The organism is Rothia nasimurium (assembly GCF_004569295.1).
GTDB lineage: Bacteria > Actinomycetota > Actinomycetes > Actinomycetales > Micrococcaceae > Rothia > Rothia nasimurium_B.
In genome coordinates this window covers 26,301-48,437 of the sequence record NZ_SPQC01000006.1, presented here as the reverse complement: position 1 = coordinate 48,437, position 22,137 = coordinate 26,301, and the positions used below count along the sequence as shown (strand labels likewise).

General features: G+C 60.5%; 25 protein-coding genes. 20 read left to right on the top strand and 5 right to left on the bottom strand.

The features are described 5' to 3' along the window. Positions 1–62: 62 nt before the first annotated feature. From pgsA to E4U03_RS13310, 6 genes are all read left to right on the top strand, one after another. Positions 63–665 (top strand): CDP-diacylglycerol--glycerol-3-phosphate 3-phosphatidyltransferase, encoded by a 603-nt coding sequence (gene pgsA / locus E4U03_RS02680; RefSeq protein ID WP_245207649.1) that lies wholly within the window; start codon positions 63–65, stop codon positions 663–665. A 6-nt stretch (positions 666–671) separates the two neighbouring features. Continuing rightward, positions 672–1,214 carry a CinA family protein gene (locus E4U03_RS02675; protein WP_135011444.1) on the top strand — a complete coding sequence of 181 codons (543 nt, stop codon included), beginning with the start codon at positions 672–674 and terminating at the stop codon, positions 1,212–1,214. A gap of 203 nt (positions 1,215–1,417) precedes the next feature. Beyond that, positions 1,418–1,867, top strand: a complete 450-nt coding sequence (locus E4U03_RS02670) for a helix-turn-helix domain-containing protein (RefSeq protein WP_135011443.1) — start codon at positions 1,418–1,420, stop codon at positions 1,865–1,867. Between the two features lie 102 nt (positions 1,868–1,969). After that, positions 1,970–2,191 (top strand): DUF3046 domain-containing protein, encoded by a 222-nt coding sequence (locus E4U03_RS02665; RefSeq protein WP_135011442.1) that lies wholly within the window; start codon positions 1,970–1,972, stop codon positions 2,189–2,191. Positions 2,192–2,395: 204 nt separating this feature from the next. Continuing rightward, positions 2,396–3,502, top strand: a complete 1,107-nt coding sequence (gene recA, locus E4U03_RS02660) for a recombinase RecA (RefSeq protein ID WP_135011441.1) — start codon at positions 2,396–2,398, stop codon at positions 3,500–3,502. 93 nt (positions 3,503–3,595) lie between these two features. Next, a complete protein-coding gene (locus tag E4U03_RS13310) occupies positions 3,596–4,597 on the top strand; it encodes a regulatory protein RecX (protein WP_245207648.1) in 1,002 nt (333 codons plus the stop codon). Positions 4,598–4,704: 107 nt separating this feature from the next. On the opposite strand, the gene E4U03_RS02650 is transcribed toward E4U03_RS13310, so the two are convergent. Both E4U03_RS02650 and E4U03_RS02645 read right to left on the bottom strand, forming a co-directional pair. Further along, positions 4,705–4,959 carry a type II toxin-antitoxin system RelB/DinJ family antitoxin gene (locus tag E4U03_RS02650; RefSeq protein ID WP_135011440.1) on the bottom strand — a complete coding sequence of 85 codons (255 nt, stop codon included), beginning with the start codon at positions 4,957–4,959 and terminating at the stop codon, positions 4,705–4,707. Positions 4,960–4,998: 39 nt separating this feature from the next. Next, entirely contained in the window at positions 4,999–6,087 is a 1,089-nt protein-coding gene (locus tag E4U03_RS02645) for a hypothetical protein (RefSeq protein ID WP_135011439.1), read from the bottom strand. A 34-nt stretch (positions 6,088–6,121) separates the two neighbouring features. Here E4U03_RS02645 and miaB point away from each other — a divergent pair, with 34 nt between their 5' ends. From miaB to E4U03_RS02625, 4 genes are read left to right on the top strand one after another with little or no spacing between them, the layout of a single operon-like run. Further along, on the top strand, positions 6,122–7,636 hold the full coding sequence (gene miaB, locus E4U03_RS02640; protein ID WP_135011438.1) for a tRNA (N6-isopentenyl adenosine(37)-C2)-methylthiotransferase MiaB: 1,515 nt from the start codon (positions 6,122–6,124) through the stop codon (positions 7,634–7,636). Between the two features lie 3 nt (positions 7,637–7,639). Then, entirely contained in the window at positions 7,640–8,602 is a 963-nt protein-coding gene (miaA, locus tag E4U03_RS02635) for a tRNA (adenosine(37)-N6)-dimethylallyltransferase MiaA (protein WP_135011437.1), read from the top strand. A 36-nt stretch (positions 8,603–8,638) separates the two neighbouring features. Beyond that, a complete protein-coding gene (dapF, locus tag E4U03_RS02630) occupies positions 8,639–9,595 on the top strand; it encodes a diaminopimelate epimerase (protein ID WP_245207647.1) in 957 nt (318 codons plus the stop codon). Beyond that, entirely contained in the window at positions 9,596–10,237 is a 642-nt protein-coding gene (locus E4U03_RS02625) for a class I SAM-dependent methyltransferase (protein WP_135011436.1), read from the top strand. Here E4U03_RS02625 and E4U03_RS02620 read toward each other — a convergent pair. Further along, entirely contained in the window at positions 10,214–10,819 is a 606-nt protein-coding gene (locus E4U03_RS02620; RefSeq protein ID WP_135011435.1) for a class I SAM-dependent methyltransferase, read from the bottom strand. The genes E4U03_RS02625 and E4U03_RS02620 overlap by 24 nt on opposite strands. A gap of 87 nt (positions 10,820–10,906) precedes the next feature. On the opposite strand from E4U03_RS02620, the gene hflX reads away from it, so the two are divergent. Together hflX and E4U03_RS02610 are read left to right on the top strand one after the other, a co-directional pair. Further along, positions 10,907–12,511, top strand: coding sequence for a GTPase HflX (gene hflX / locus E4U03_RS02615; RefSeq protein WP_135011434.1), 1,605 nt, complete (start codon positions 10,907–10,909; stop codon positions 12,509–12,511). Beyond that, positions 12,508–14,544, top strand: coding sequence for an ATP-dependent DNA helicase (locus tag E4U03_RS02610; RefSeq protein WP_135011433.1), 2,037 nt, complete (start codon positions 12,508–12,510; stop codon positions 14,542–14,544). The genes hflX and E4U03_RS02610 overlap by 4 nt, the downstream gene beginning before the upstream one ends. 14 nt (positions 14,545–14,558) lie before the next feature. Here the strand turns inward: E4U03_RS02610 and lexA are convergent, their stop codons facing one another. Next, the gene (gene lexA, locus E4U03_RS02605; RefSeq protein ID WP_135011432.1) at positions 14,559–15,275 is read right to left on the bottom strand and encodes a transcriptional repressor LexA; all 717 of its coding nucleotides are present in this window, start codon (positions 15,273–15,275) and stop codon (positions 14,559–14,561) included. Between the two features lie 218 nt (positions 15,276–15,493). Between lexA and E4U03_RS02600 the strand changes: the two genes are divergently transcribed. From E4U03_RS02600 to E4U03_RS02575, 7 genes are all read left to right on the top strand, one after another. Further along, positions 15,494–16,096: a LysM peptidoglycan-binding domain-containing protein gene (locus E4U03_RS02600; RefSeq protein ID WP_167752241.1), complete on the top strand. Its 603-nt coding sequence runs from the start codon at positions 15,494–15,496 to the stop codon at positions 16,094–16,096. A 75-nt stretch (positions 16,097–16,171) separates the two neighbouring features. Continuing rightward, positions 16,172–17,281 carry a histidinol-phosphate transaminase gene (locus tag E4U03_RS02595; protein ID WP_245207646.1) on the top strand — a complete coding sequence of 370 codons (1,110 nt, stop codon included), beginning with the start codon at positions 16,172–16,174 and terminating at the stop codon, positions 17,279–17,281. Between the two features lie 54 nt (positions 17,282–17,335). Next, positions 17,336–17,968 (top strand): imidazoleglycerol-phosphate dehydratase HisB, encoded by a 633-nt coding sequence (gene hisB / locus E4U03_RS02590; protein ID WP_135011430.1) that lies wholly within the window; start codon positions 17,336–17,338, stop codon positions 17,966–17,968. Continuing rightward, the gene (hisH, locus tag E4U03_RS02585; protein WP_135011429.1) at positions 17,968–18,648 is read left to right on the top strand and encodes an imidazole glycerol phosphate synthase subunit HisH; all 681 of its coding nucleotides are present in this window, start codon (positions 17,968–17,970) and stop codon (positions 18,646–18,648) included. The genes hisB and hisH overlap by 1 nt, the downstream gene beginning before the upstream one ends. A 3-nt stretch (positions 18,649–18,651) precedes the next feature. After that, positions 18,652–18,822: a hypothetical protein gene (locus E4U03_RS12730; RefSeq protein ID WP_167752239.1), complete on the top strand. Its 171-nt coding sequence runs from the start codon at positions 18,652–18,654 to the stop codon at positions 18,820–18,822. Between the two features lie 53 nt (positions 18,823–18,875). Beyond that, complete coding sequence (gene priA / locus E4U03_RS02580; protein ID WP_135011428.1) at positions 18,876–19,607, top strand: bifunctional 1-(5-phosphoribosyl)-5-((5-phosphoribosylamino)methylideneamino)imidazole-4-carboxamide isomerase/phosphoribosylanthranilate isomerase PriA; 732 nt, start codon at positions 18,876–18,878, stop codon at positions 19,605–19,607. Next, complete coding sequence (locus E4U03_RS02575; protein WP_245207645.1) at positions 19,607–20,527, top strand: SseB family protein; 921 nt, start codon at positions 19,607–19,609, stop codon at positions 20,525–20,527. Before priA ends, E4U03_RS02575 begins: the two co-directional genes overlap by 1 nt. Here the strand turns inward: E4U03_RS02575 and E4U03_RS02570 are convergent. Further along, positions 20,524–20,943, bottom strand: coding sequence for a DUF1844 domain-containing protein (locus E4U03_RS02570; protein ID WP_135011427.1), 420 nt, complete (start codon positions 20,941–20,943; stop codon positions 20,524–20,526). The two genes, E4U03_RS02575 and E4U03_RS02570, sit on opposite strands and share 4 nt — an antisense overlap. A gap of 326 nt (positions 20,944–21,269) precedes the next feature. On the opposite strand from E4U03_RS02570, the gene infC reads away from it, so the two are divergent. Beyond that, on the top strand, positions 21,270–21,962 hold the full coding sequence (gene infC / locus E4U03_RS02565) for a translation initiation factor IF-3 (protein WP_135011426.1): 693 nt from the start codon (positions 21,270–21,272) through the stop codon (positions 21,960–21,962). Positions 21,963–22,137: the final 175 nt, after the last annotated feature.

Genomic DNA, 22,137 nt, shown 5'->3' with positions numbered 1-22,137 from the left:
CCAACCGACGGCGTCCGCCCCGCTTATCGAGAGAGGGGCGGAACCACCCTAAGGAGAACACCGTGGCCGACCAGACCGCAACCGCTTCTAACTGGAACATCCCGAATGCGCTGACCGCCCTGCGCATTGTGATGGTTCCCCTGTTCGTCTGGACCCTCTGGGCCGGCGGGCCCCACGGCGAGGCCAACCTGAGCCTGCGCTGGTGGGCAGCCGCCGTGTTCGTACTAGCCATGATTACCGACTGGCTCGATGGCTACCTAGCCCGCAAAAACAACCTGATTACCAGCTTCGGCAAGATCGCTGACCCCATCGCTGATAAGCTGCTCACCGGGGCGGCCTTCGTGGTGCTGTCCATGCTGGGGGAGCTGTGGTGGTGGGTCACCATCGTCATTTTGGTGCGCGAGTGGGGTATCACGGTGATGCGCCTGTTCATCATCAAGTACGGGGTCATGGCGGCCTCTAAGGGCGGTAAGCTCAAGACCGTGCTGCAGACGGTGGCACTGGTGCTGATGATTCTCCCGCTGGGGCAGCTGGGTTCCTGGGCTTTGTGGCCCGGCTACCTGGTGATGGCCGCCGTGGTGGTCGTGACCGTGGTGACCGGTATTGACTACGTCATCAAGGCCATGCAGCTGCGCCGCAACTATTTCGCGGCTCAGGGGAAGTAGCCCGGCATGGTAGAGATAAGGGCCCAGGACCTTGAGCGCGCTGCTGCCCGTCTGGTTGCCGCTGCGGTAGCTCGCGCAGTCGATGGGGCACAGAAGGGGGCGGACGCCGGTGCTCAACTGGCAACGGCAGAGTCCCTGACCGGGGGTATGGTAGGCCAGCTCATCTGCACCGTTCCTGGGGCGTCTGCGGTGTACCGGGGTGGCATTATCTCCTACGCTACTGAGGTCAAAGCCTCTGTCCTGGGGGTACCTGCCGGTTTGCTCGCTGAGCGGGGAGCGGTAGACCCAGACGTTGCGATCGCTATGGCTCAGGGAACCGCCCGGGTCTGCGAAGCTGATTTCGGCGTAGCCACCACCGGAGCTGCCGGGCCAGAGCCCTGCGATGGCAAACCGGTAGGGCGCGTCTACCTGGCCGTAGCGCACCCGGCCAGCGGGGGCATCCGCGTGCTTGAAAAAAACTATGCGGGCAACCGGGCAGAAATTCGTGCCCAAGCCGCCCATGATGCCTTGAACCTGCTTGCAGAGTTTCTTGCTGACACGGCCAAGTGAGCTCCCAGAAAATTTTCAGATGAATTTTTCAGCTAACAGGGAATGAAAACACAGCCCTATGGGTTTAGATAGATGTAAGGAAAAGAAGTCGTAAGTAAACGAAATATTTTCCGGTCAGCTGACGAAAGCGCCAACATGCGCTAGGCTGAAAACACACGCTCCTGATATAACAGGAGCACGACAACCAGGAGATTGGTATAAAAATGACTAAGCAGCCCGTATCCGTGAACGGTGTCGTCCGTTGGAAGGATGTGGGTCAGACTGAGAACGCTGCCCCTGCCCACGACACCGGTAAAGTAATCCTGCTCCGCCACGCTATCGGCGAAGTTCTGCGCGATGTTCGCCAGCGCCAGGGCCGCACCCTCCGCGAAGTTTCCCACTCAGCCCGAGTATCACTGGGCTACCTCAGCGAGGTCGAGCGCGGACAGAAGGAAGCCTCATCAGAGCTGCTGGCTTCCATCTGCCAGGCACTGAACATCTCCCTCTCAGCTATGCTGGCCGAAGTCTCAGCCCGCATGGCTGTTGAAGAAGGCTTCTCGGTACCCGATACCGTACCCGCTGAGTTCTCAGAACAGTTCAAGCGTGAATACGGTATCGCAGCAACCTCAAGCCGCGATATTCCCGCCGTCGAGCGCCCCCTGGCAGCTCGCTAGACAATTCGCTCTCTAGGTAACTAAGAGATGGAGCCGGGCCCCGCAAGGGCTCGGCTCTGTTTGTGTTCTGTGGTGTCTGTGTACTGTGGAGGAAGGAAGAAGATGAAGCTCAGTGAATTTTGGGCGGCGATGGACCATGAGTTTGGATCGGTCTATGCCCGCCACCTAGCCCGTGATCTGGTACCCGGGGACTTTGGCGATTTGACGGCCCAGCAGGCTCTGGACGCCGGCGCCAACGTGCGCGAGGTATGGCTGGCTATTTGCCGGGTACAGGATGTTCCTGTAGAACGGCAGCTGGGGCCCGATATCGAGCCGCGGCCCTAGGCTAGAAAATCGTTCGTACTTAATAGAAAATGTGTTCGAATTCCTGTAGGATTGTGAACGAACGACCGGCAGCTCGCGACACATAACCGGGTTATCCACAGATTTTCAAAATCTTCGCGCTGAACCCTTAAAGTGTCAGCCCTAGGTATTACCGTGGTAGCCAGAGAAGAACTCTCGTACCGCGATAAGAAATGAGGAACATACATGGCAGCGAAAACTCGCATGCAGTCAGTAGGTCAGGTACCCGCCGAAGGGCGCGAAAAGGCACTTGAGGCCGTCCTTGCCCAGATTGATAAGAACTACGGCAAGGGCTCCGTCATGCGCCTGGGTGACCGCGAGGCCAGCAAGGTCGAAACTATTTCAACCAGCGCTCTGGCCCTGGACGCCGCCCTCGGCATTGGCGGCCTGCCCCGCGGTCGCGTGGTAGAAATCTACGGCCCAGAATCTTCCGGTAAGACCACCGTCGCCCTCCACGCTGTGGCTAATGTGCAGAAGGCCGGCGGTATCGCAGCCTTCATCGATGCTGAACACGCCCTTGACCCGGTCTACGCAGCCAAGCTGGGTGTAGACACCGACGCCCTGCTGGTCTCCCAGCCCGATACCGGTGAACAGGCCCTGGAAATCATGGATATGCTGGTGGGCTCTGGCTCCATCGACATCATCGTGGTTGACTCCGTTGCCGCTCTGGTGCCCCGCGCCGAAATTGAGGGCGAGATGGGTGACTCCCACGTGGGTCTGCAGGCCCGTCTGATGTCCCAGGCTCTGCGTAAGATTACCGGCCGCCTGTCAGCAACCAACACCACCGCTATCTTTATCAACCAGTTGCGCGAAAAGATTGGCGTTTTCTTCGGCTCACCCGAAACCACCACCGGTGGTAAGGCTCTGAAGTTCTACGCCTCGGTACGTATCGATATTCGCCGTATTGAGACCCTCAAGGACGGCGCTAACCCCATCGGCAACCGTACCCGCGCCAAGGTCGTCAAGAACAAGATGGCTCCGCCCTTCAAGCAGGCTGAATTCGATATTCTCTACGGTGAGGGTATCTCAGTTGAAGGTGGCATTCTCGACCTTGCCGTTGAGCACAACGTGGTCAAGAAGTCCGGCGCCTGGTTCACCTACGAGGGCGATCAGCTAGGTCAGGGTAAGGAAAACGTGCGCCGTTTCCTCAAGGACAACCCCGAACTAACCGAAGAGATTAAGTACAAGACCATGGTTAAGCTCGGCATCATTGAGGGTGAAGAGGAAGAGCTGGACGAGGTAGAGCCCAGTACCTCTGTTGACCCGCTCGATGATATCTCTGAGAACTTCTAAACTCATAACAGCGAGCTAGTAGCCGCCACTACGGGAAAAGCCCCGGTAGTGGCGGCTTTCGACATGACACGATGTAGGTAGCAGGAGGGGAACGTGAGCGCAGAAAACCCACGAGTCGAAGATTTTCTTGCCCCTGAGGAGTACCCGGCCTGGCACCCGGCGGCACAGGGCCTGGCCCAGGATCTACCGGGGGAGTCTGGCGCTTACGCCAGCACACAAACCGCTACCCCCTACACCGGTAAAGCATCAGCTGCAACGGGTAGTAGCCGGGACGGTGGGGAAGTAGCCGAGGCTGCGGAACCAGCCCGTCAGGGCAAATACACCCGCCGTCGCAACCCCAACCTCAAAAAAGGGTTCCGCAAGCCGCCCGCCAAATATGCTGCCCGCTCGCCCTTCGCACCCGCTATCGGGGCGGCGTCCGCTCCAGAGAACGAAACTCTCCAGCGCAAGCGCTCGCAGCCTCTCTTCCGTGAAGGCTCGGCCCTGAATGAGTCGGTCACCGACGAAGAAATGCTGGTGCAGGGGGTCACTCCCATGCCTGAGAAGAGAAGCCGCGCTGGTAAGGAACCGGAGAGCGAATTTACGCGGGCTAAAAATATTGTGCTGAATCAGCTTGCTGCCTCGCCTAAGTCCCGGGCCATGCTGGAGAAAAAGCTGGTCGACAAAGAAATTTCGGCGGAGGTTATTGAGGATATCCTGAACCGTTTTGAGGCGGTCAACCTGATTAACGACGCTGAGTTCGCCGACATGTATGTGCGTACCCGAATGAACGTGAAGAAGCTGTCGCGGTCGGCTATCCGGCGGGAGCTGAAAACCAAGGGCGTTGAAGGTGAGCTTGCCGAAATAGCTCTGGAGCAGCGCACCGAGGAGGACGAGCGCGCCGATGCCCACGAGTTGGTGCGCAAAAAATTGCGTCCCTCAATGGACCTGGGGGACAGGGGCGAGAAAGAGAAGGTTATGCGTCGCCTGGTGGCTATGTTGGGGCGTAAGGGCTACCCGGCGGGTCTAGCTTTTAGCGTGGTGCGTGAAGAGGTCGAGAGCTACGCTCAAGAGATGGGTATGAGCAGTGAGGACGGGTACAGCTACTACGACTAACTGAACGTGGTGCAAATGAATCTAAGGACTAGTGGTCGCCGTAGTGAGTTTTGCGGTCTTCGCTTTGCCAGCTTACATACTGTGCCCAGGCTTCATCGGACCATAGCTTATTCATCAATCAGCCCATGCTCTGTTAGCTGGCCTCCTTTGACCTGGTGAATAGAGCGTCGTAGATGTTTGAGATTGTTCTCAGAGTAGAAAGGGTCGATAGACACTTCAAAAGGAATTCGCTGTTCTCTGGTCATCTTCTTGGCAAACATCGAAAAAGCTGCTGAGACAGTAATTCCTAATTGCTGGCAGAGGATATCAAGTTCTTGTTTAGTCTCTTCATCGAGTCGAACGTTAACAACTGTGGTGGCCATGACCCCTCCTTGTGTATATAAGGTATATACAATGTACCCTTAAAAAGGGGTTTTGGAAAGAGATGCTACCTCTAATCTGCCTTGTTCTGCCATAATCGCCTGAACCGCTACCATTGCTGCAGCTATCTGGGTGTCATCGTGTACGCTCTCGCTGGGGCTCGGAGCCACCTGCTTATAGAAACGCTGTACCGCCCCCTGCCATAGAGTACTCTCCACAAGGTCCGCTGAAATCGGCCCCTCTGGCCAGGACGGGAAGCCCAGCAGGAGCTCAGCCACCGGTAGCGCCCAGTGGTGCCAGCAAGTTCCCTCAGCGTCGATACCGCGAACTCTCGACGCAGGAGCTGCCTGCTGCAGCAGGTTAGCCGGAGAAAAATCGCCGGACGACAGCACCCTCTCACTCGGCGCCGGGTAGATAATGCCCTCCACGGCCTGCTCCATCTGCGTGAATTCAGTCGAGCCCACCGGCACACCCTCCCTATCGGCCAGCAGGCGCAGGCCCTTGAAGGCAAGCCGGGGCGAGGGCAAGGACCCCGGTGCGGACGCCTGCGCATCAGCGCTCGCAAGCTCAGCGACAAAAGATGCCTGGGCGGCAGCCTGAGCGGGGGAGCCCAGAATACTAGCCCAGGTATCTACCCAAGCGTCCAGGGCCTGCCGGGGTGTGGCGTCCGCCCCGGACGACAGCAGAAGCTCACCCAGGCTTATAGTAGACGAGAAGCCGCCGGTGACGTCCTCAAGAATCAGCAGACGATCAGCGTCGTCAGCAGCCAACAGGCGGGGGTAGAGCCCCGGCGCGACCTGCTTCAGGGCAGCAAGGCCGTGTTTTTCGCGCAGGTAGCCAAAACCGCCAGAGTTGCGGGCTGAGTCCTTGCGGCGAAAATACTTGAGCACACAGCTCGCCCCGCGATAATCCCGTACCCGAACCACCACCGACCGCATCCCGCTCGACAGAATCTGGGCATCAGCAACCTGAACGTCGGTCAGTTCCACAGACCGCTCTAAAAGCCCGGCCAGCAGACGCAAAAAAGCGGGGGAATCTACGGGCTGCTCCACCGCCGCGCTAGGGGAGTAGGCACTCGCAGCCTGGGCGGCACGTGATGCAAAGAATGAGGGAGAATGGCGAACCGGCATAGAGCCCAGAATAGCAACCTAGTAGACTGTACGGGTGAGTATTGACGTGAACACCGACAAGCCCGTGGCAGCACCCAAGACCCGCACCTACGAGGTGCGTACCTTCGGCTGCCAGATGAACGTACACGATTCAGAGCGTATGAGCGGCCTGCTTGAGGCATCAGGCTACGTGCCCGCAGAAGAGGGAACCACCCCCGACCTGGTCGTTTTCAACACCTGTGCCGTGCGCGAAAACGCCGATAATAAGCTCTACGGTAACCTGGGTCAGCTCGCCCCGGTCAAGCGTGAGAACGAGGGCATGCAGATTGCCGTGGGTGGCTGCCTAGCGCAGAAGGACCAGGACGTCATTCTGAAGAAGGCCCCCTGGGTCGACGTGGTGTTCGGTACCCACAACATTGGTTCCCTGCCCACCCTACTCGAGCGCGCCCGTCATAACAACGAGGCCCAGGCTGAGTTGCTGGAGGCCTTGGAGGTTTTCCCCTCCACCTTGCCGACTAAGCGCGACCACGTGTACTCCGGCTGGGTCTCTATCTCGGTGGGCTGCAACAACACCTGCACCTTCTGCATCGTGCCCTCTCTACGCGGTAAGGAAGAAGACCGCCGCCCGGGCGAAATCCTGGCAGAAGTGCAGGCCTTGGTCGATGACGGCGCTATCGAAGTGACCCTGCTGGGCCAGAACGTCAACTCCTACGGTGTGGGCTTTGGCGACCGCCAGGCGTTTTCGAAGCTGCTGCGAGCCTGCGGTGAGATCGAGGGCTTGGAGCGCGTCCGCTTTACCTCCCCCCACCCGGCCATGTTCACCGACGACGTCATCGACGCTATGGCTGAAACCCCCAACGTCATGCCCGTGCTGCACATGCCCTTGCAGTCTGGCTCTGACAAGGTGCTCAAAGACATGAGGCGCTCCTACCGCTCCAAGAAGTTCCTTGGCATCCTGGAGAAGGTGCGCGAGCGCATCCCCGATGCCGTCATCACCACCGACATTATTGTCGGCTTCCCCGGCGAAACCGAAGAGGACTTCCAGGAGACCTTGCGCGTGGTTGAGGAGTCCCGTTTCTCGTCCGCTTTTACCTTCCAGTATTCGATTCGCCCCGGCACTCCGGCAGCGACCATGCCCAACCAGGTGCCCAAGGCTGTGGTGCAGGAACGCTACGAGCGTCTGATTGCCCTACAGGACCGCATTGCCGGTGAAGAAAACCGTAAGCAGCTGGGTAAGACCGTTGAGCTGATGGTTACCGCAGAGTCAGGGCGTAAGGCCGAAGAAACCGGCCGTCTGTCGGGCCGAGCCCGCGACCAGCGCCTGGTTCACTTCACAGTGCCCGAAGGCTGCGAGGTGCCCCGACCCGGCGACCTGGTGACCCTGCCTATCACCGAGGCCGGCTCCTTCCACCTGATTTCTGACCCCACCGCCGACCAGTACTCGGTGCGCCGCTCCCGCGCAGGCGATGCCTGGGACCGCGCCCAGGCCGACTCCTGCGGCACCGGTACCACCCAGGTGCCCGGCACCCCGGTTTCCCTGGGTTTCCCCACCTTCAAGCCCGCCCTCTAACCCATGGCAGAGAAGGACGCCGCCAGCAGCTCCCTGCCCATCATCGCGGTGGTGGGCCCCACCGGCTCAGGTAAAAGCGCTCTCGCTATCGAGCTGGCACGGGCTTTGGGAGGGGAGTGCGTCAACGCCGATTCCATGCAGTTCTACCGGGGTATGGATATCGGCACCGCCAAGGTCACTGCCGAAGAAATGCAGGGGGTTCTCCACCACCTGCTCGACACCCTCGATGTCATGGAGGAAGCCTCAGTCGCTACCTTCCAAGCCCAGGCTAGGGCTATCTTTGACGAGATTCGCGCTCGCGGGAACTACCCGATTCTGGTCGGTGGGTCTGGCCTGTATGTGCGCGCTGCCCTGGATGTTCTGGAATTTCCCGAAACCGACCCGACGGTGCGGGCTCGGCTGGAAGCTGAGCTGGCGGCGTCCGGCCCCGGCCCCCTGCTCGAGCGTCTGCGCGCGGTTGACCCCGAATCAGCTGAGCGGGTGAAGGACGGCCGCCGCCTGGTGCGCGCCCTTGAGGTCTTTGAGGTGACCGGCCGCCCCTTCTCGTCCTTCATGCCCACCCGCACCTACCACCAGCCTGCCCTGCAAATTGGTCTCAACGGTGACCGCGCCCAGCTACACCAGCGGCTACACAACCGGGTAGTTGCCATGGAAGAAGCCGGGCTGCTGGCCGAGGTAGAAGCCCTCGAAGCCAAGGGCCTGCGCCTGGGCAAAACCGCCCCGGCAGCTATCGGCTACCGGGAATTTCTCAAGGTTCTGGACGCCGCCCGCGGCTTGCTGCCAGCCGGTGAGGAATATTCTGTCGCCCAGGCAGTTGAAGATACCGTCACCGCCACCCGCCAGTTCGCCCGCCGCCAGCTCACCTGGTTCAGGGCAGATGAGCGGGTGCACTGGCTTGACTGGTCCAGCCCCGATCTGCTCACCGAGGCCCTGGCCATCATCAAGGGCCACCAGGCACTAGACTAAGAAGAAAAAGCGCCCCACAACGGAAAGGCAAAACCCGTGGCAATCCACACCGTAGAAACCCCCGTCTGGGGCGATTTGACCGGCAAGACCCTCACCAAGGGGCAGGCAACCGGCAACGACTTCATCTTTGTCACCGACCCCGAAGCTAGGCTCGACCTGCCGGCTGAGCTTATTGCCAAGGTTACCGACCGCCACTTCGGCATCGGCGCCGACGGCTTTATTCGCGCGGTCAAGACCGAGCACCTGGATTTTGCGTCCCACCTGCTGGAAGAGGCTCCTGAAGCTATCTGGTTCATGGACTACCGCAACGGCGACGGCTCGATCGCCGAGATGTGCGGTAACGGGGTGCGCGCCTTTGTTGACTACCTGCTGACCGAGAAACTGGTTGAGCTCGAAGAGGGCGGACGCCTGCTCATCGCCACCCGCGCCGGTATCAAGGCCGTGGGCCGCACCGAAGACGGCTACGCCATCGACATGGGCCCCTGGGGCTTCATCAACGGCGATATGGCCCGCGATAACGGTACTGACGCCCAGGTAACTGCCAAGGGGCTACGCACTCCCCGTGGGGCTCTGTCCATCACCATGGGTAACCCCCATACTGTCGTCATGCTGGGCACCGACGGCAAACTTGACGGGCTGAACCTGCACGAGGCCCCCAAGGTTTCACCCAACCCGCCTGAAGGCACCAACGTAGAGTTCGTCGTCCCGGAAGAAATTTCAGCAGAGGACGGTGACCCCGCCACCGAAAACATCGGCTCAATTCGCATGCGCGTGCACGAACGCGGCGTCGGCGAAACCCTCTCCTGCGGTACCGGCGCTTGCGCCGCCGCTGCCGCTACCCGTTTCTGGGGTGGCGAGGACGCCCCTGACGAGTGGCTGGTCCGCGTACCCGGTGGAACCCTCGCCGTCACCTTCGTGCTGGGCCCCGACAACCTCGAACACGTCGTCCTGGCAGGGTCCGCCGCTATGACCAGTAAGGTGCTGCTGGGCTAAATGACTGAAAACGTAGAAAACAACCGGGAACTATGGAACGAGATTTACTCAGAGCGGGAACAGATGTGGTCGGGCAAGCCCAACGCCTCGCTCGTTACCCTGATTGGAGACCGCGCTCCCGGCTCCGTCCTTGACCTTGGCTGCGGCGTAGGCGGGGACGTGCTCTGGCTGGCAGCCCGCGGCTGGCAGGCTACCGGCATCGATATTTCGGACGTCGCGGTAGGGCGCGCTCGCACCCGCGCGGCAGCCGAGGGGCTGGATGCCAGCTTTATCGACGCTGATCTCACCGACTGGTCTACCGACCAGCGTTTTGATCTGATTGTCACTAGCTTCTTGCAGTCCTACGCTGACTTTGACCGCCTGCCTCTGCTTGCAGCGGCCCTGGACCTGATGAAGCCCGGTGGAGAGCTTATTTCGGTAGCGCACGCAGGTGCCCCCTCTTACGCTGACCCCGAGGACGCCCGCAAACACAAGGCCCGCATGGTCAAGGCAGCAGAAGAGGCCCAGGCTCTTACCCAGGGCCGGGACGATATTGAAATCGTGCTGGCCGATGACTGGATTCGGGATATCACCTCACCCGAGGGTGAGCCCGCAACCATTCCAGATGCGGTGATGGTGCTACGCCGGGCGGTGCACCTCTAGAATGCGGAAACCCTTCGAGGTAGCGTAGCGGGCTACCTCAAGGTCGGGAAAAGTCTCAGCCAGCCACTTCTGTAGGGAGTCTGAGCCCAGGTTTTTCTGCACGACCAGGTAGGCGGTACCGCCGGGAGCCAGACGGGGGAGCCAGGTGTGCATGATGCCGTGTAGTACGTCCTTACCCACCCGAATGGGCGGGTTCGACCAGATGGTATCGAAGGTCAGCGACTCATCGAGCGCGTCGGGGGCAGCTACCGTCACGTTGGTGAGACCCAGGCGCTCAGCGTTCATCTCGGTGAGCTGGGCGGAGCGGGAGTTCACCTCGACCCCGTAGACCTCAGCATCAGGCGCTGCCATCGCCAGGGTCAAGATAATTGGGCCCCACCCGCACCCGATATCGAGCATGCGCGCCCCCTGCGGGGCGGGGGCCTTATCCAGGAGAATACGGGTTCCCTTATCAACTCCACCCGGGCTAAAGATTCCGGAAGCGGTCAGAACCTGCACCCGGCGTCCGCCCAGCTCAACAGTCACAGGCTGGGGTAAAAAATCGCCGGTGGGGTTTTCAGAAAAATAGTGCGCGCTACTCATAGACGTTCATTCTACGCTAAGCCCCTGCCCTTACCGCCCCGGAAAAGCTAGAATGGAAGGACGCCTCAACCCACCTCGAAAGGTACTATGACCGAGACTTCAACCCCCAGCAATGACCCCAAACTTCCCTCAGATGAACAGCTGAGACGTACAGTAGACCGCGTGCTGGGGCGGGCACAGGGCAACGGTAGTGTGCTCGATGAGAGGGCCCGCGAACTCTCAGATAACCAGCGTGAACATTCCGAATACGACGGCGATCAGGTAGATCTCGAAGAGCGTCGAGCGCTGCGCCGTGTAGCGGGTCTATCAACCGAGCTTGATGACGTTACCGAGGTCGAATACCGCCAGTTGCGCCTAGAGCGCGTTGTGCTGGCAGGCGTCTGGTCAGAGGGCACTCTGGAAGAAGCCGAGAATTCCCTGCGTGAGCTAGCGGCGCTGGCTGAGACTGCCGGTTCTGAGGTTCTGGACGGTCTGGTGCAGCGTCGTCTGAAGCCCGACCCGGGCACCTACCTGGGCTCCGGCAAGGTGCTGGAACTCAAAGATATCGTTGAGGCGTCCGGCGCCGATACCGTGATTGTGGACGCCGAGCTAGCCCCCTCCCAGCGTCGAGCTATTGAAGATATTGTCAAGGTCAAGGTCATTGACCGAACCGCCTTGATTCTTGATATCTTCGCCCAGCACGCTAAGTCGCGTGAAGGTAAGGCCCAGGTTGAGCTGGCCCAGCTCGAATACATGCTGCCGCGTCTGCGCGGTTGGGGTGCCTCTCTGTCCCGTCAGGCTGGTGGCCGTGCCGCCGGTGGTGAAGGCATCGGTTCCCGTGGCCCCGGTGAAACCAAAATCGAAATGGACCGCCGCCGCCTGCGCGCCCGCATGGCTAAGCTCAAGCGAGAGATTGCAGCCATGGCTCCTGCCCGCGAAACCAAGCGCCTGAACCGCAAGCGTAACCGGGTGCCGTCCGTAGCTATTGCCGGTTACACCAATGCCGGTAAGTCCTCCCTGCTCAACCGCCTCACCGACGCCGGCGTGCTGGTCGAGAACGCCCTCTTTGCGACCCTTGACCCCACCGTGCGTAAGGCCCAGACTCCGGACGGCGTGGGCTACACCTTGTCTGACACCGTCGGCTTCGTGCGCGCCCTGCCCACCCAGCTGGTGGAGGCCTTCCGCTCTACCCTTGAAGAGGTAGCGGACGCTGACGTCATCGTACACGTTGTGGACGTCTCCCACCCCGACCCCGAGGGGCAGATCCACTCCGTCCGGCAGGTGATTACCGAGGTCGACGCCCAAAATATCCCCGAAATCATCGTGCTCAACAAGGCAGATGCGGCCGACCCCTTCGTCATTGAGCGCCTGCGGCAGAAGGAACCCAACCACGTTGTGGTCTCAGCCCGCACCGGTGAGGGTATCGAGGAGCTACAGCAGAAGATTGCGGACACCATTCCCCGCCCCTCGATTGAGCTCAACCTGCTGGTACCCTTCTCCGCAGGTGGCGTGGTGTCCCGTCTGCACGAGTGGGACGCCGAGATCCTGCGCACTGCCTTTGTGCAAGACGGTACCTATGTGCAGGCCCTGGTCCGCGAAGAGGTAGCCTCTGACCTTGCTGAGTACGTGCTCGAAGAAGACCTTCTTGAGGTACTGCAACCTGAAATCGACGAAGCTATCGCCTCAGGGGCGGTAGAGACCCAGCGCGCATGAACGACCACGTCACCGCACCCACCGGGCAGGAGCTAGAGACCCTGCCCGGAGCCAAGCCCGTCCTACAGCTCCTCGATACCGTCGTGGAGCGCTCTGGCGGCCAGAAGCGCGACGGCCAGCGCACCATGGCAGCCCACGTAGCCCGTGCCCTCGACACCGAAAAACACCTGCTGGTGCAGGCTGGCACTGGCACCGGTAAGTCCCTGGGCTACCTGGTGCCCGCCATTCATGCTGCCCAAACAGCAGAAAAACCTATCGTGGTGGCTACTGCAACCCTAGCCCTGCAATCCCAGATCGTTAATCGCGATATTCCGCGCCTGCTGGAATCCCTGGGCGATGAACCCGAGCACGAAACCGACGTCGCTATCCTCAAGGGCCGCAACAACTACGTCTGCCTGCACAAGCTCGAAGGCGGCTATCCCGAGGACGACGGAGATGCCCTCTTCGATATGGACGCCACTACCGGCGCCACCGGCCCCTCCGGAAAACTGGGGGAAGAAGTTGTGCGCCTTCGCGAATGGGCACAGACCACCGACACCGGCGACCGCGACGAGCTGTTGCCAGGCGTGAGCGATAAGGCATGGCGGCAGGTAGCCGTCACCGCCTCAGAATGCCTGGGCAAAAAATGCCCCCTGGTCGAAGAATGTTTCAGCGAGATGGCCCGAACCAGGGCAGCTGAATCAGATATCGTCATTACCAACCACGCCCTTCTCGCTATCAACGCCTTTGAGGGTGCTGCGGTGCTACCCGACCACGACGTCGCCATCATCGATGAGGCTCACGAACTGGCTGACCGTGTCACGGGCGCTGTCACCGGGGCACTCTCGCCGGCCGCTATTACCAAGGTTGCCCGCAGCCTCAAACGGCACACGGATGCTGACCACAAGGCACTAGAACAGGCAGCGCTCGCTCTTGACGACTCGCTCAATGGGGTACCCGCCGAGATGATGCCTAAGGGCTTGCCTGACCGGGTTGCCGCTGCCATGGAACGCGTGCGTGATGCAGCGCGTCAGGCTCTCACCGATACGAAGAGCGGGGACAAGGACGGCGACGCCGGCCGCCAGATGGCGCGTGCCGCCCTGACAGAGGTGCACGAAACCTCAGATAAGATGTTGACCGCTGACCCGCTCTACCAGGTTATTTGGGTTTCTCGTACCGGCTCTTGGGAGCCCGGTAGGGGGTACGTGGCGGCAGCCGACGATGACCCCGCTACCCTGAACATTGCCCCTATTTCGGTTGCCGGTTACCTGCGAGAGGGGCTTTTCGAAAACCGCACCGTGGTGCTGACATCTGCGACGCTGACGGTGGGAGAAAGTTTTGATGCCGCCGCTGGTGCCCTGGGGCTGATGGGTAAGGACGCTCCGCGCTGGGACGGTATCAACGTGGGCTCACCCTTTAACTACCCCAAGCAGGGCGTGCTGTATCTAGCCTCTGACCTGCCTAAACCTGGGCGGGGAGTTTCGGTAGAGCAGCTGGACCGTATCGTTGAGCTTGTGACTTCCTCGGGTGGCGGCGCGCTGGGGCTCTTTTCCTCTAAGCGCGGTGCTGAGCTGGCTGCCGAGTATGTGCGGGAACGCACCGACCTGAACATTCTTCTGCAGGGGGAGTCGTCTCTGCGTGCCCTGGTGAAGGAGTTCACCGAGGACACCGATTCCTGCCTTTTTGGCACCATGAGTCTCTGGCAGGGCGTGGACGTTCCTGGCGACTCCTGCCGCCTGGTCATGATGGACCGTATTCCCTTCCCTCGCCCCGACGATCCGCTGTCGCAGGCGCGCACTCGGGCGGTAGCAGCTGCTGGCGGTAATGGCTTTATGGCTGTGTCTGCCTACCACGCGGCGGTACGCATGGCCCAGGGCGCCGGCCGCCTGGTACGGTCGGTCGGTGACAGGGGAGTTGTGGCTGTCCTTGATTCCCGCATCGCTACTCAGCGCTACGGCTCCTACCTGGTGAAGTCTCTTCCGCCCTTCTGGACAACTACCCGCAAGGATGTCGTATTAGGAGCGCTCGAGCGCCTCAAACAGTCAATCGACTAGTTAGAGGCTAGGTCTTAGAGACTGCGCAGTACGGAGACGACCTTACCCATAATGGTGGCTTTATCGCCCAGGATGGGCTCGTACTGGGTGTTCTGGGGCAGCAACCAGGTGTGACCATCGCGCTGGCGGAAGGTCTTAACGGTGGCCTCGTCGTCGAGCAGGGCCGCGACGATGTCACCGTTCTGGGCAGTGTTCTGGGCACGCACTACGACCCAGTCACCATCGCAAATCGCAGCATCGACCATGGAGTCCCCCTTGACGCGCAGCATAAAGAGGTCGCCCTGACCTACGAGCTGGCGGGGGAGCGTCATGACGTCTTCAATTGCCTGCTCAGCGGCAATGGGCGAACCCGCAGCAATACGGCCGACCAGGGGAACGGTAGCGAGGTTATCATCGGTCTGCGCGAAGGTAGGCACAATCGGCAGCGTGATGACGCTCGTTTCAGGCTTAGCTTCGTCGGGGGAGGTCTCGCCGGTGAGAACCTCAATGGCGCGAGGGCGCTTGGGGTCGCGCCTAATGTACCCCATCTCTTCGAGGCGAGAGAGCTGATGGGTAACAGATGAGAGTGAAGCGAGACCAACAAGGTCACCGATTTCACGCATAGACGGCGGGTAGCCGTGCTCATCAATAGCGCTGGAAATGGCGCTCAAAATTTTTTTCTGGCGGGCAGTGAGGGGGCGAGAGCCCTTGTGGGGCGGGCTTGCCGGAGTCTGCGGAGTTCGTTCGCTCACGGTATCTCGTCTCTGTTGGTTCTTAAAATGTCAGCCACCCGGTGTTCACTATCAAGTGGTCTTCTAAGACTATGTCAAGCAAACAGGTTATTCAAACATTTGTTCTAATTTTTCTCGACTATGTTCGATTTTTCTGATAGAACATAGATACGAAGAATTTTTAAAACAAAGATTCGACTTTTGGTTGAATGTTTGAGCGTGAATCAGGAGAAAGACTTATGAGCACCATCGCCTTGCCCGAGTTTATGGCTCGTACTTCTTTGAAGAAGCCCCTTGATCAGGCTGCTACTTTTACCGCCCGTCAGCACCCGCAGGTGCCCGCATCGGCCGGGGCACTGCGGCAACCCCAGTACCGTATTCGTTTTGCGGCACCTGTGCCTGTTCGCCCTGCACCTGTAGCTCCCTTGCGGAATCTGCCTTCCCGCCCTGCTGCTTCTGCCCCAGCTCAGCAGCCTAGCGCGGTAGTAGAACCGTCTCAGAAAGCGAAGACGGAGCGCCAGAAAATCCGTCTGACCCGCCGGGGTCGTCTGGTTTTTAGGGGCCTGCCTCTACTCACCCTTGTGGCTCTTGTGGTTCTCGGTGCCCTGACTTTCCTTGCACCCGGCGAAGCCAAGAGCGCCACTGTCGAACCTGTTGTTCCGGTCAGCCAAACGGTCACCGTTGTGCACGGCGATACTCTCTGGACTATCGCAGCAGATGCGGCGCCCGGTGAAGATAATCGAGACGTCATCAATCGGATCATGCAGATTAACGACCTTACCAGTGCTCAGCTGGTTCCCGGCCAGGTTCTTGAGGTGCCTGTCTACACCCAGTCACAGTAAGAAAAAGAGCGGTGCCCTATGCCAGACTGCGAAACAAGAATGCAGCATACGGGGCTAGGTCGCTACACTAGGGGAGTGACCGAAACTACCACAGCACTCGAAGCCCTGCCCCTGCGCGAAGATTTGCGGGGCCGTTCACCCTACGGCGCACCCATGATTGATGTTCCGGTAACCCTCAACGTTAACGAGAACACTCACCCCATGCCGCAAGAAGTCATCGATGCCATCACGCGCGATGTAGCAGAGGCCGCCGTAACCCTGAACCGCTACCCCGACCGCGAGTTCGATACCCTCAGGGCAGAACTGGCAGACTACCTGGGGCACGGTTTGACCCCCGAAAACATCTGGGCAGCTAACGGCTCCAACGAGATTCTCCAGCAACTCATGCAGGTCTTTGGCGGCCCCGGGCGCTCGGTCATGAGCTTCGTACCCACCTACTCTATGTACCCCCTGCTGGCAGACGGCACCAATACCGCTTTTATCGCGGGTACCCGCGCAGCCGACTACTCCCTCACTGCGGATTCAGCAGTTGAACAAATTGAAGAGCACAAGCCCTCTATTGTTATTCTCTGCTCACCCAATAACCCCACCGGTACCGGCCTGGGGCTAGACGTTATCGAAGCGGTCTACGATGCGGTGGCAGCCTACAACGGTATCGTCGTGGTCGATGAGGCCTACGCAGAGTTTGCCCAAGACCGCACCCAGAACGCTCTCACCCTACTTCCCGGCCGCCCTAATCTGGTTGTCTCCCGAACCATGAGCAAGGCCTTCGCCCTGGCAGGTGCTCGTCTGGGCTACTTTGCAGCAGATCCCGCTGTTGCCGACGCCGTCCGCCTGGTTCGCCTGCCCTACCACCTCTCAGCCGTTACCCAGGCAACTGCGATTGCAGCCCTGCGTCACCGCACCCAGCTACTGGCTAACGTCGACGACATCCGCGCCCAGCGCGACCGCATCGTGGAGCACCTCACCGGCCTGGGGCTAGAACCGGCTGTATCGGATTCTAACTTTGTGTTCTTCGGCGGACTCAAGGACGAAAAAGCTGCCTGGAACTACCTGCTAGAACGCGGCGTCCTGGTGCGCGATAACGGGATTCCCGGCTACCTGCGCGTCACCGCCGGTACCGAAGCCGAGACCAGCGTCTTCTTAGACCACCTCACCGACTACGTGCAGACTTTCGAGCGCTAAACGCAACGCACAGTCATATCCACACCGGCAGACACCTTAGAAAAAGAGACAGACATGGCAGTACCTACTGAATCATCCACCGGCATTGGCCCTCGTATTGCAAAGATGGAGCGGGCAACCAGCGAGTCGTCCGTCAGCGTCGAAATTAACCTCGACGGCGCCGGCGTATCAGACATCGACACCGGTGTGCCCTTCTACGACCACATGCTCACCGCTCTGTCCAAGCACTCCCTGATTGACATGACCATCAAGTGCTCTGGCGATACCCACATCGATGTGCACCACACCGTTGAAGATACCGGCATCGTGCTGGGCGAGGTACTCCGTCAGGCACTGGGCGATAAGGCGGGCATCCGCCGCTTCGGTACTGCCACCGTGCCCCTTGATGAAGCTCTGGCCTCTGCCGTGGTCGATATTTCTGGCCGCCCCTACCTGGTCCACACCGGCGAGCCCGAAGGGTTCGAATACCACCTCATCGGTGGGCACTTCACCGGTTCAATGGTGCGCCACGTCTTTGAGGCTTTTGCCTATCATGCCGGTATCTGCCTGCATATCACCCTGCTGGGCGGGCGCGACCCCCACCATATCGCTGAAGCCCAGTTCAAGGCTCTCGCCCGCGCTCTGCGTCAGGCAGTAGAGCCCGACCCCCGCCACGCCGGTATCCCCTCCACCAAGGGAGCTCTCTAATGAGCGAGACTCTACAGCAGAAGCCCACCGTGACCGTCCTTGACTACGGGGCAGGGAACGTGCGCTCAGCCGTCCGCGCCCTTGAAGAAGCCGGCGCCCACGTGGTGCTGTCCCGCAAGGAGTCAGACGTGCTGGGAGCAGACGGCCTGGTCGTGCCCGGTGTCGGTGCTTTCAAGGCCGTGATGGACGGGATCAAAGAGGCGGACGCTATCCGCATGATTGGCAGGCGCGTTGCGGGCGGACGCCCCGTACTCGGCATCTGCGTGGGCCTACAGGTCATGTTCGAAAAGGGCGTTGAGCACGGAGTTGAAGCCGACGGCCTGGGCGAGTGGCCCGGCGCCGTTGAAAAGCTCAAAGCCGAGGTCGTGCCCCATATGGGGTGGAATACCGTCCGCGCACCTGAAGGGTCCACGCTCTTTGCCGGTATTGAGAACGAACGCTTCTACTTTGTGCACTCTTACGGGGTGCAAGAATGGACCTTCGACCAGAACAACGAAGCCATGCTGCCGCCGCAAGTTACCTGGGCTAACCACGGCGGTGACTTCATCGCGGCAGTCGAAAACGGGCCCTTAGCTGCCACCCAGTTCCACCCCGAAAAGTCGGGTGAAGCCGGCATCCGCCTGCTTAAGAACTGGATTAATTCCCTGCCCGTAACCGGGCGTCTAGACGGGGCGAAGTAGGGTATGTCAGCTACAACCTCCGGGCTACTGCTCATGACCGTAGGCATGATGTTCATCGGCGGAGCCTACTCCTTCTACAAGCAAAAAATTACCTGGGTGGCCCAGCTCGTACTGCTGCTGGTGGGCCTAGCCTTTGCCGGGTACGGCCTGTACGTCGTGATGAACTACAGCTAGCCCGCCGCCCCCTAGACCTAGATTTTTACTGTCCTACTCCCAAGGAGATAACAATGACTGATCGTCTCGAACTGCTGCCCGCGGTCGACGTAGCCAACGGCCAGGCCGTGCGCCTGGTGCAGGGCGAAGCCGGATCGGAAACCAACTACGGTTCCCCCGTCGAAGCTGCCCTAGAGTGGCAGAACGCCGGTGCTGAATGGCTGCACCTGGTCGATCTCGACGCTGCCTTTGGCCGCGGCGATAACATCGAGATTCTGACCGAGGTAGCTCAGGAACTTTCCATCAAGATTGAGATGTCGGGCGGCATCCGCGACGACGAATCCCTGGAACGAGCCCTGTCTCTCAGCCCCGCCCGCATCAACCTGGGCACCGCTGCCCTCGAAAACCCCGAGTGGACCCGTAAGGTCATCGCCGAGCACGGCGATGTTATCGCTGTTGGGCTGGACGTCCGCGGGGACGTACTGGCCGCCCGCGGCTGGACCAAAGAAGGCGGCAACCTCTGGGAGGTTCTCGACCGCCTGAACGACGACGGCTGCGCCCGCTACGTGGTCACCGACGTCACCAAAGACGGCACTCTGCAGGGCCCCAACCTAGAACTTCTGTGCAAGGTCGCTGAGCGCACCGATAAGCCGGTGGTCGCATCCGGCGGTATCGCCACGCTGGACGACATCGCAGCCCTGCGCACTATGGTGCCCCACGGAGTTGAGGGCGCTATCACCGGCAAGGCCCTCTATGCCGGCAAATTCACCCTCGCCCAGGCACTCGACGTCGCAGGTCGCCCCTAGTGACAGACTTTTCAGATCGCGTGCACCGCGCCCACACCCACGGGCACGGCAATCCCGGAGACCCTAGCGCACCCCGCCGGGAACTCCCCGCACATATTGCTGCCCAGCTGGCGTCCGCCGGCCAAAAAACCGATACCGGCGGGCAGCCCTGGGAAGGACGTAACCTGGGGGAGGGCACCAGCCACACCCACCAGTTCCCCGGCGATGACGGCAGAACCGACCCCGCCCTGCAAAAAGTTCTCGATGCTTTTGCCGCGGGCGAGGTCGATGAGGTCGCCGTGGTCGACGCCCTGCGCTCCGTGCGTATCTTTGCCCCGGTCGTAGCCCAGCTATCTCAAGCAGAAATCACCGAGCACGGCCTGGTATCAGACAAAGAATCGGATATGGCGCTGGTGAGTATCCAAGCTCCGGACGGACGCCGCGCCCTCCCCGTCTTCACCAACGTAGACGCCCTCACCGCCTGGCACGACCTAGCCCGCCCGGTTGCCGCAGATATGCGGAAAACCGCCCTATCAGCCGTTGAAGACGAGAACCAGCTGATTGTGGTAAATCCCGGTGCCGACCTCACCTTCGTCGTGCGCCGCCCCGCTTTCTGGGCAATCGCCAAGGGAGAAGAATGGGTGCCCTCCTACCGCAGCCCCCGGGTCTCCGAAGAACTCAGCAACATTGCAGCGCCCCTGTCTGCCGTGGTTGCGGTTGAAGCAGGCCCCGGCACCGGCGTGTACTCGCAGACCGCGAGCGGACGCGTACTGGCAGGTGGTGGGCACGGGCCAGAGCTGAAAATCATGCTCAAACTCCGCCCCGGCCTCACCCAGGAACAGGTCAACCAGACCGTGCAGACCTTCCAGCAGGGGCTCGCCCTCAACCAGGTCATTGCTGAGCAGGCTGACTCAGTGCAGATTGCCTTGGCTTCAGCTTAGAAAACCGGCCCGGTGAACTTTTCGCCGGGCCCCTTGCCGGGGGCATCCGGGTAGGGGGAAGCCTCACGGAAGGCCAGCTGGAGGGAACGCAGGCCGTCGCGCAGGGGAGCGGCGTGCTGGGAACCAATCTCGGGCGCCGCAGCGGTGACGAAACCTGCCAGGGCGGTAATCAGCTTGCGGGCCTCATCAAGATCTTTGAGGTCTTCGGCGTTCTCTTCAGCAGCCAGGCCGCATTTGACGGCAGCGGCGCTCATGAGGTGAACAGCAGCGGTGGTAATGACCTCAACCGCGGGAACCTCAGCGATATCGCGCATCTGGGCGTTAACTTCTTCAACCTGCTCGGCAGTCAGGCCCTCGGGCAGCGCCTTGCCCTGCTCAGCGGAATCTTCAAAACGGTAGCTAGTTTCGTTGCTCATGGTTACTAGAATCTCACACCAACCCCACCGAGCGTGAATCGCCCGTCACACTCAACCCGACCACCGGCGTCCGCCCCAAGAAAAACAGCCCAAACCCTTGAAAAACAGCCCCTAACCCAGTAATGTTAAGAGCTGTTTGCAAGTGGAACTTAAGTTCCCACCCGCTGCCGCCAACTCTGGCGACCGGGTCAGCCCCAGGCTCCCGCGAGGGAAACCTTCGAAGGCTCACAGCGCCGACTACCGGCGTCCGCGCCTTTACCCTGGGTAGGTAACCTAAGCCTCCGCTTGCCAAGCCGCAACCGGGGGCTTTTTCACCCCCCACAGAAATTCACGGGGACACCCCCACCACAAGCAACAGGAGCTTTGTCATTAGCGATCCACGCATCAACGACCGCATTCGCGTTCCGGAAGTTCGACTCGTCGGCCCCGGCGGTGAACAGGTCGGTATTGTCCGCGTAGAAGATGCACTGCGTCTTGCTCAGGAATCTGACCTCGACCTGGTTGAGGTTGCTCCCAACGCTAAGCCGCCTGTGTGCAAGCTTATGGACTTCGGCAAGTACAAGTACGAAGCCGCAGTCAAGGCACGTGAATCTCGAAAGAAGCAGGTCAACGCTTCTTTGAAGGAAATCCGTTTCCGCCTCAAAATTGACACCCATGACTACGAAACCAAGGTAGGGCACGCACGTCGTTTCCTCGCCGGCGGTGACAAGGTCAAGGCTATGATTCAGTTCCGTGGTCGTGAACAGCAGCGCCCCGAGATGGGTGTGCGTCTGCTTGAACGCATGGCAAACGACCTCACCGAGGTTGGTACCGTAGAGTCCAACCCCCGCGTCGACGGTCGCAACATGGTAATGGTTCTTGCTCCGCTACGCGGCAAGCAGGAAGCCCGCCGTGAAAGCCAGAAGTCAGGTGGCCGCAAGGGTCGCGAACGCGTCAACACCACTGAGGCAACCCCTGTAACTAACTCCCTGGCAGATGCAATGCCCGAGGAGCTCAAGGCACAGGCGTCAGCCGAATAGGAGCTGTTTAGACAACCAGGCGCGGGCTCGTGTAGGGTTTCGTGCTTGGTCGTCGTTCGCTCTGCCGCTGTTTTTATTGAAAGATAAGGGCACCGGTGGGCGGGCAGAACACCCTTAAAACTTCCCCGCCCGCCGGGGACGTTGAGTTTTTCAGTTCCTCACCCCGTAACCGGGG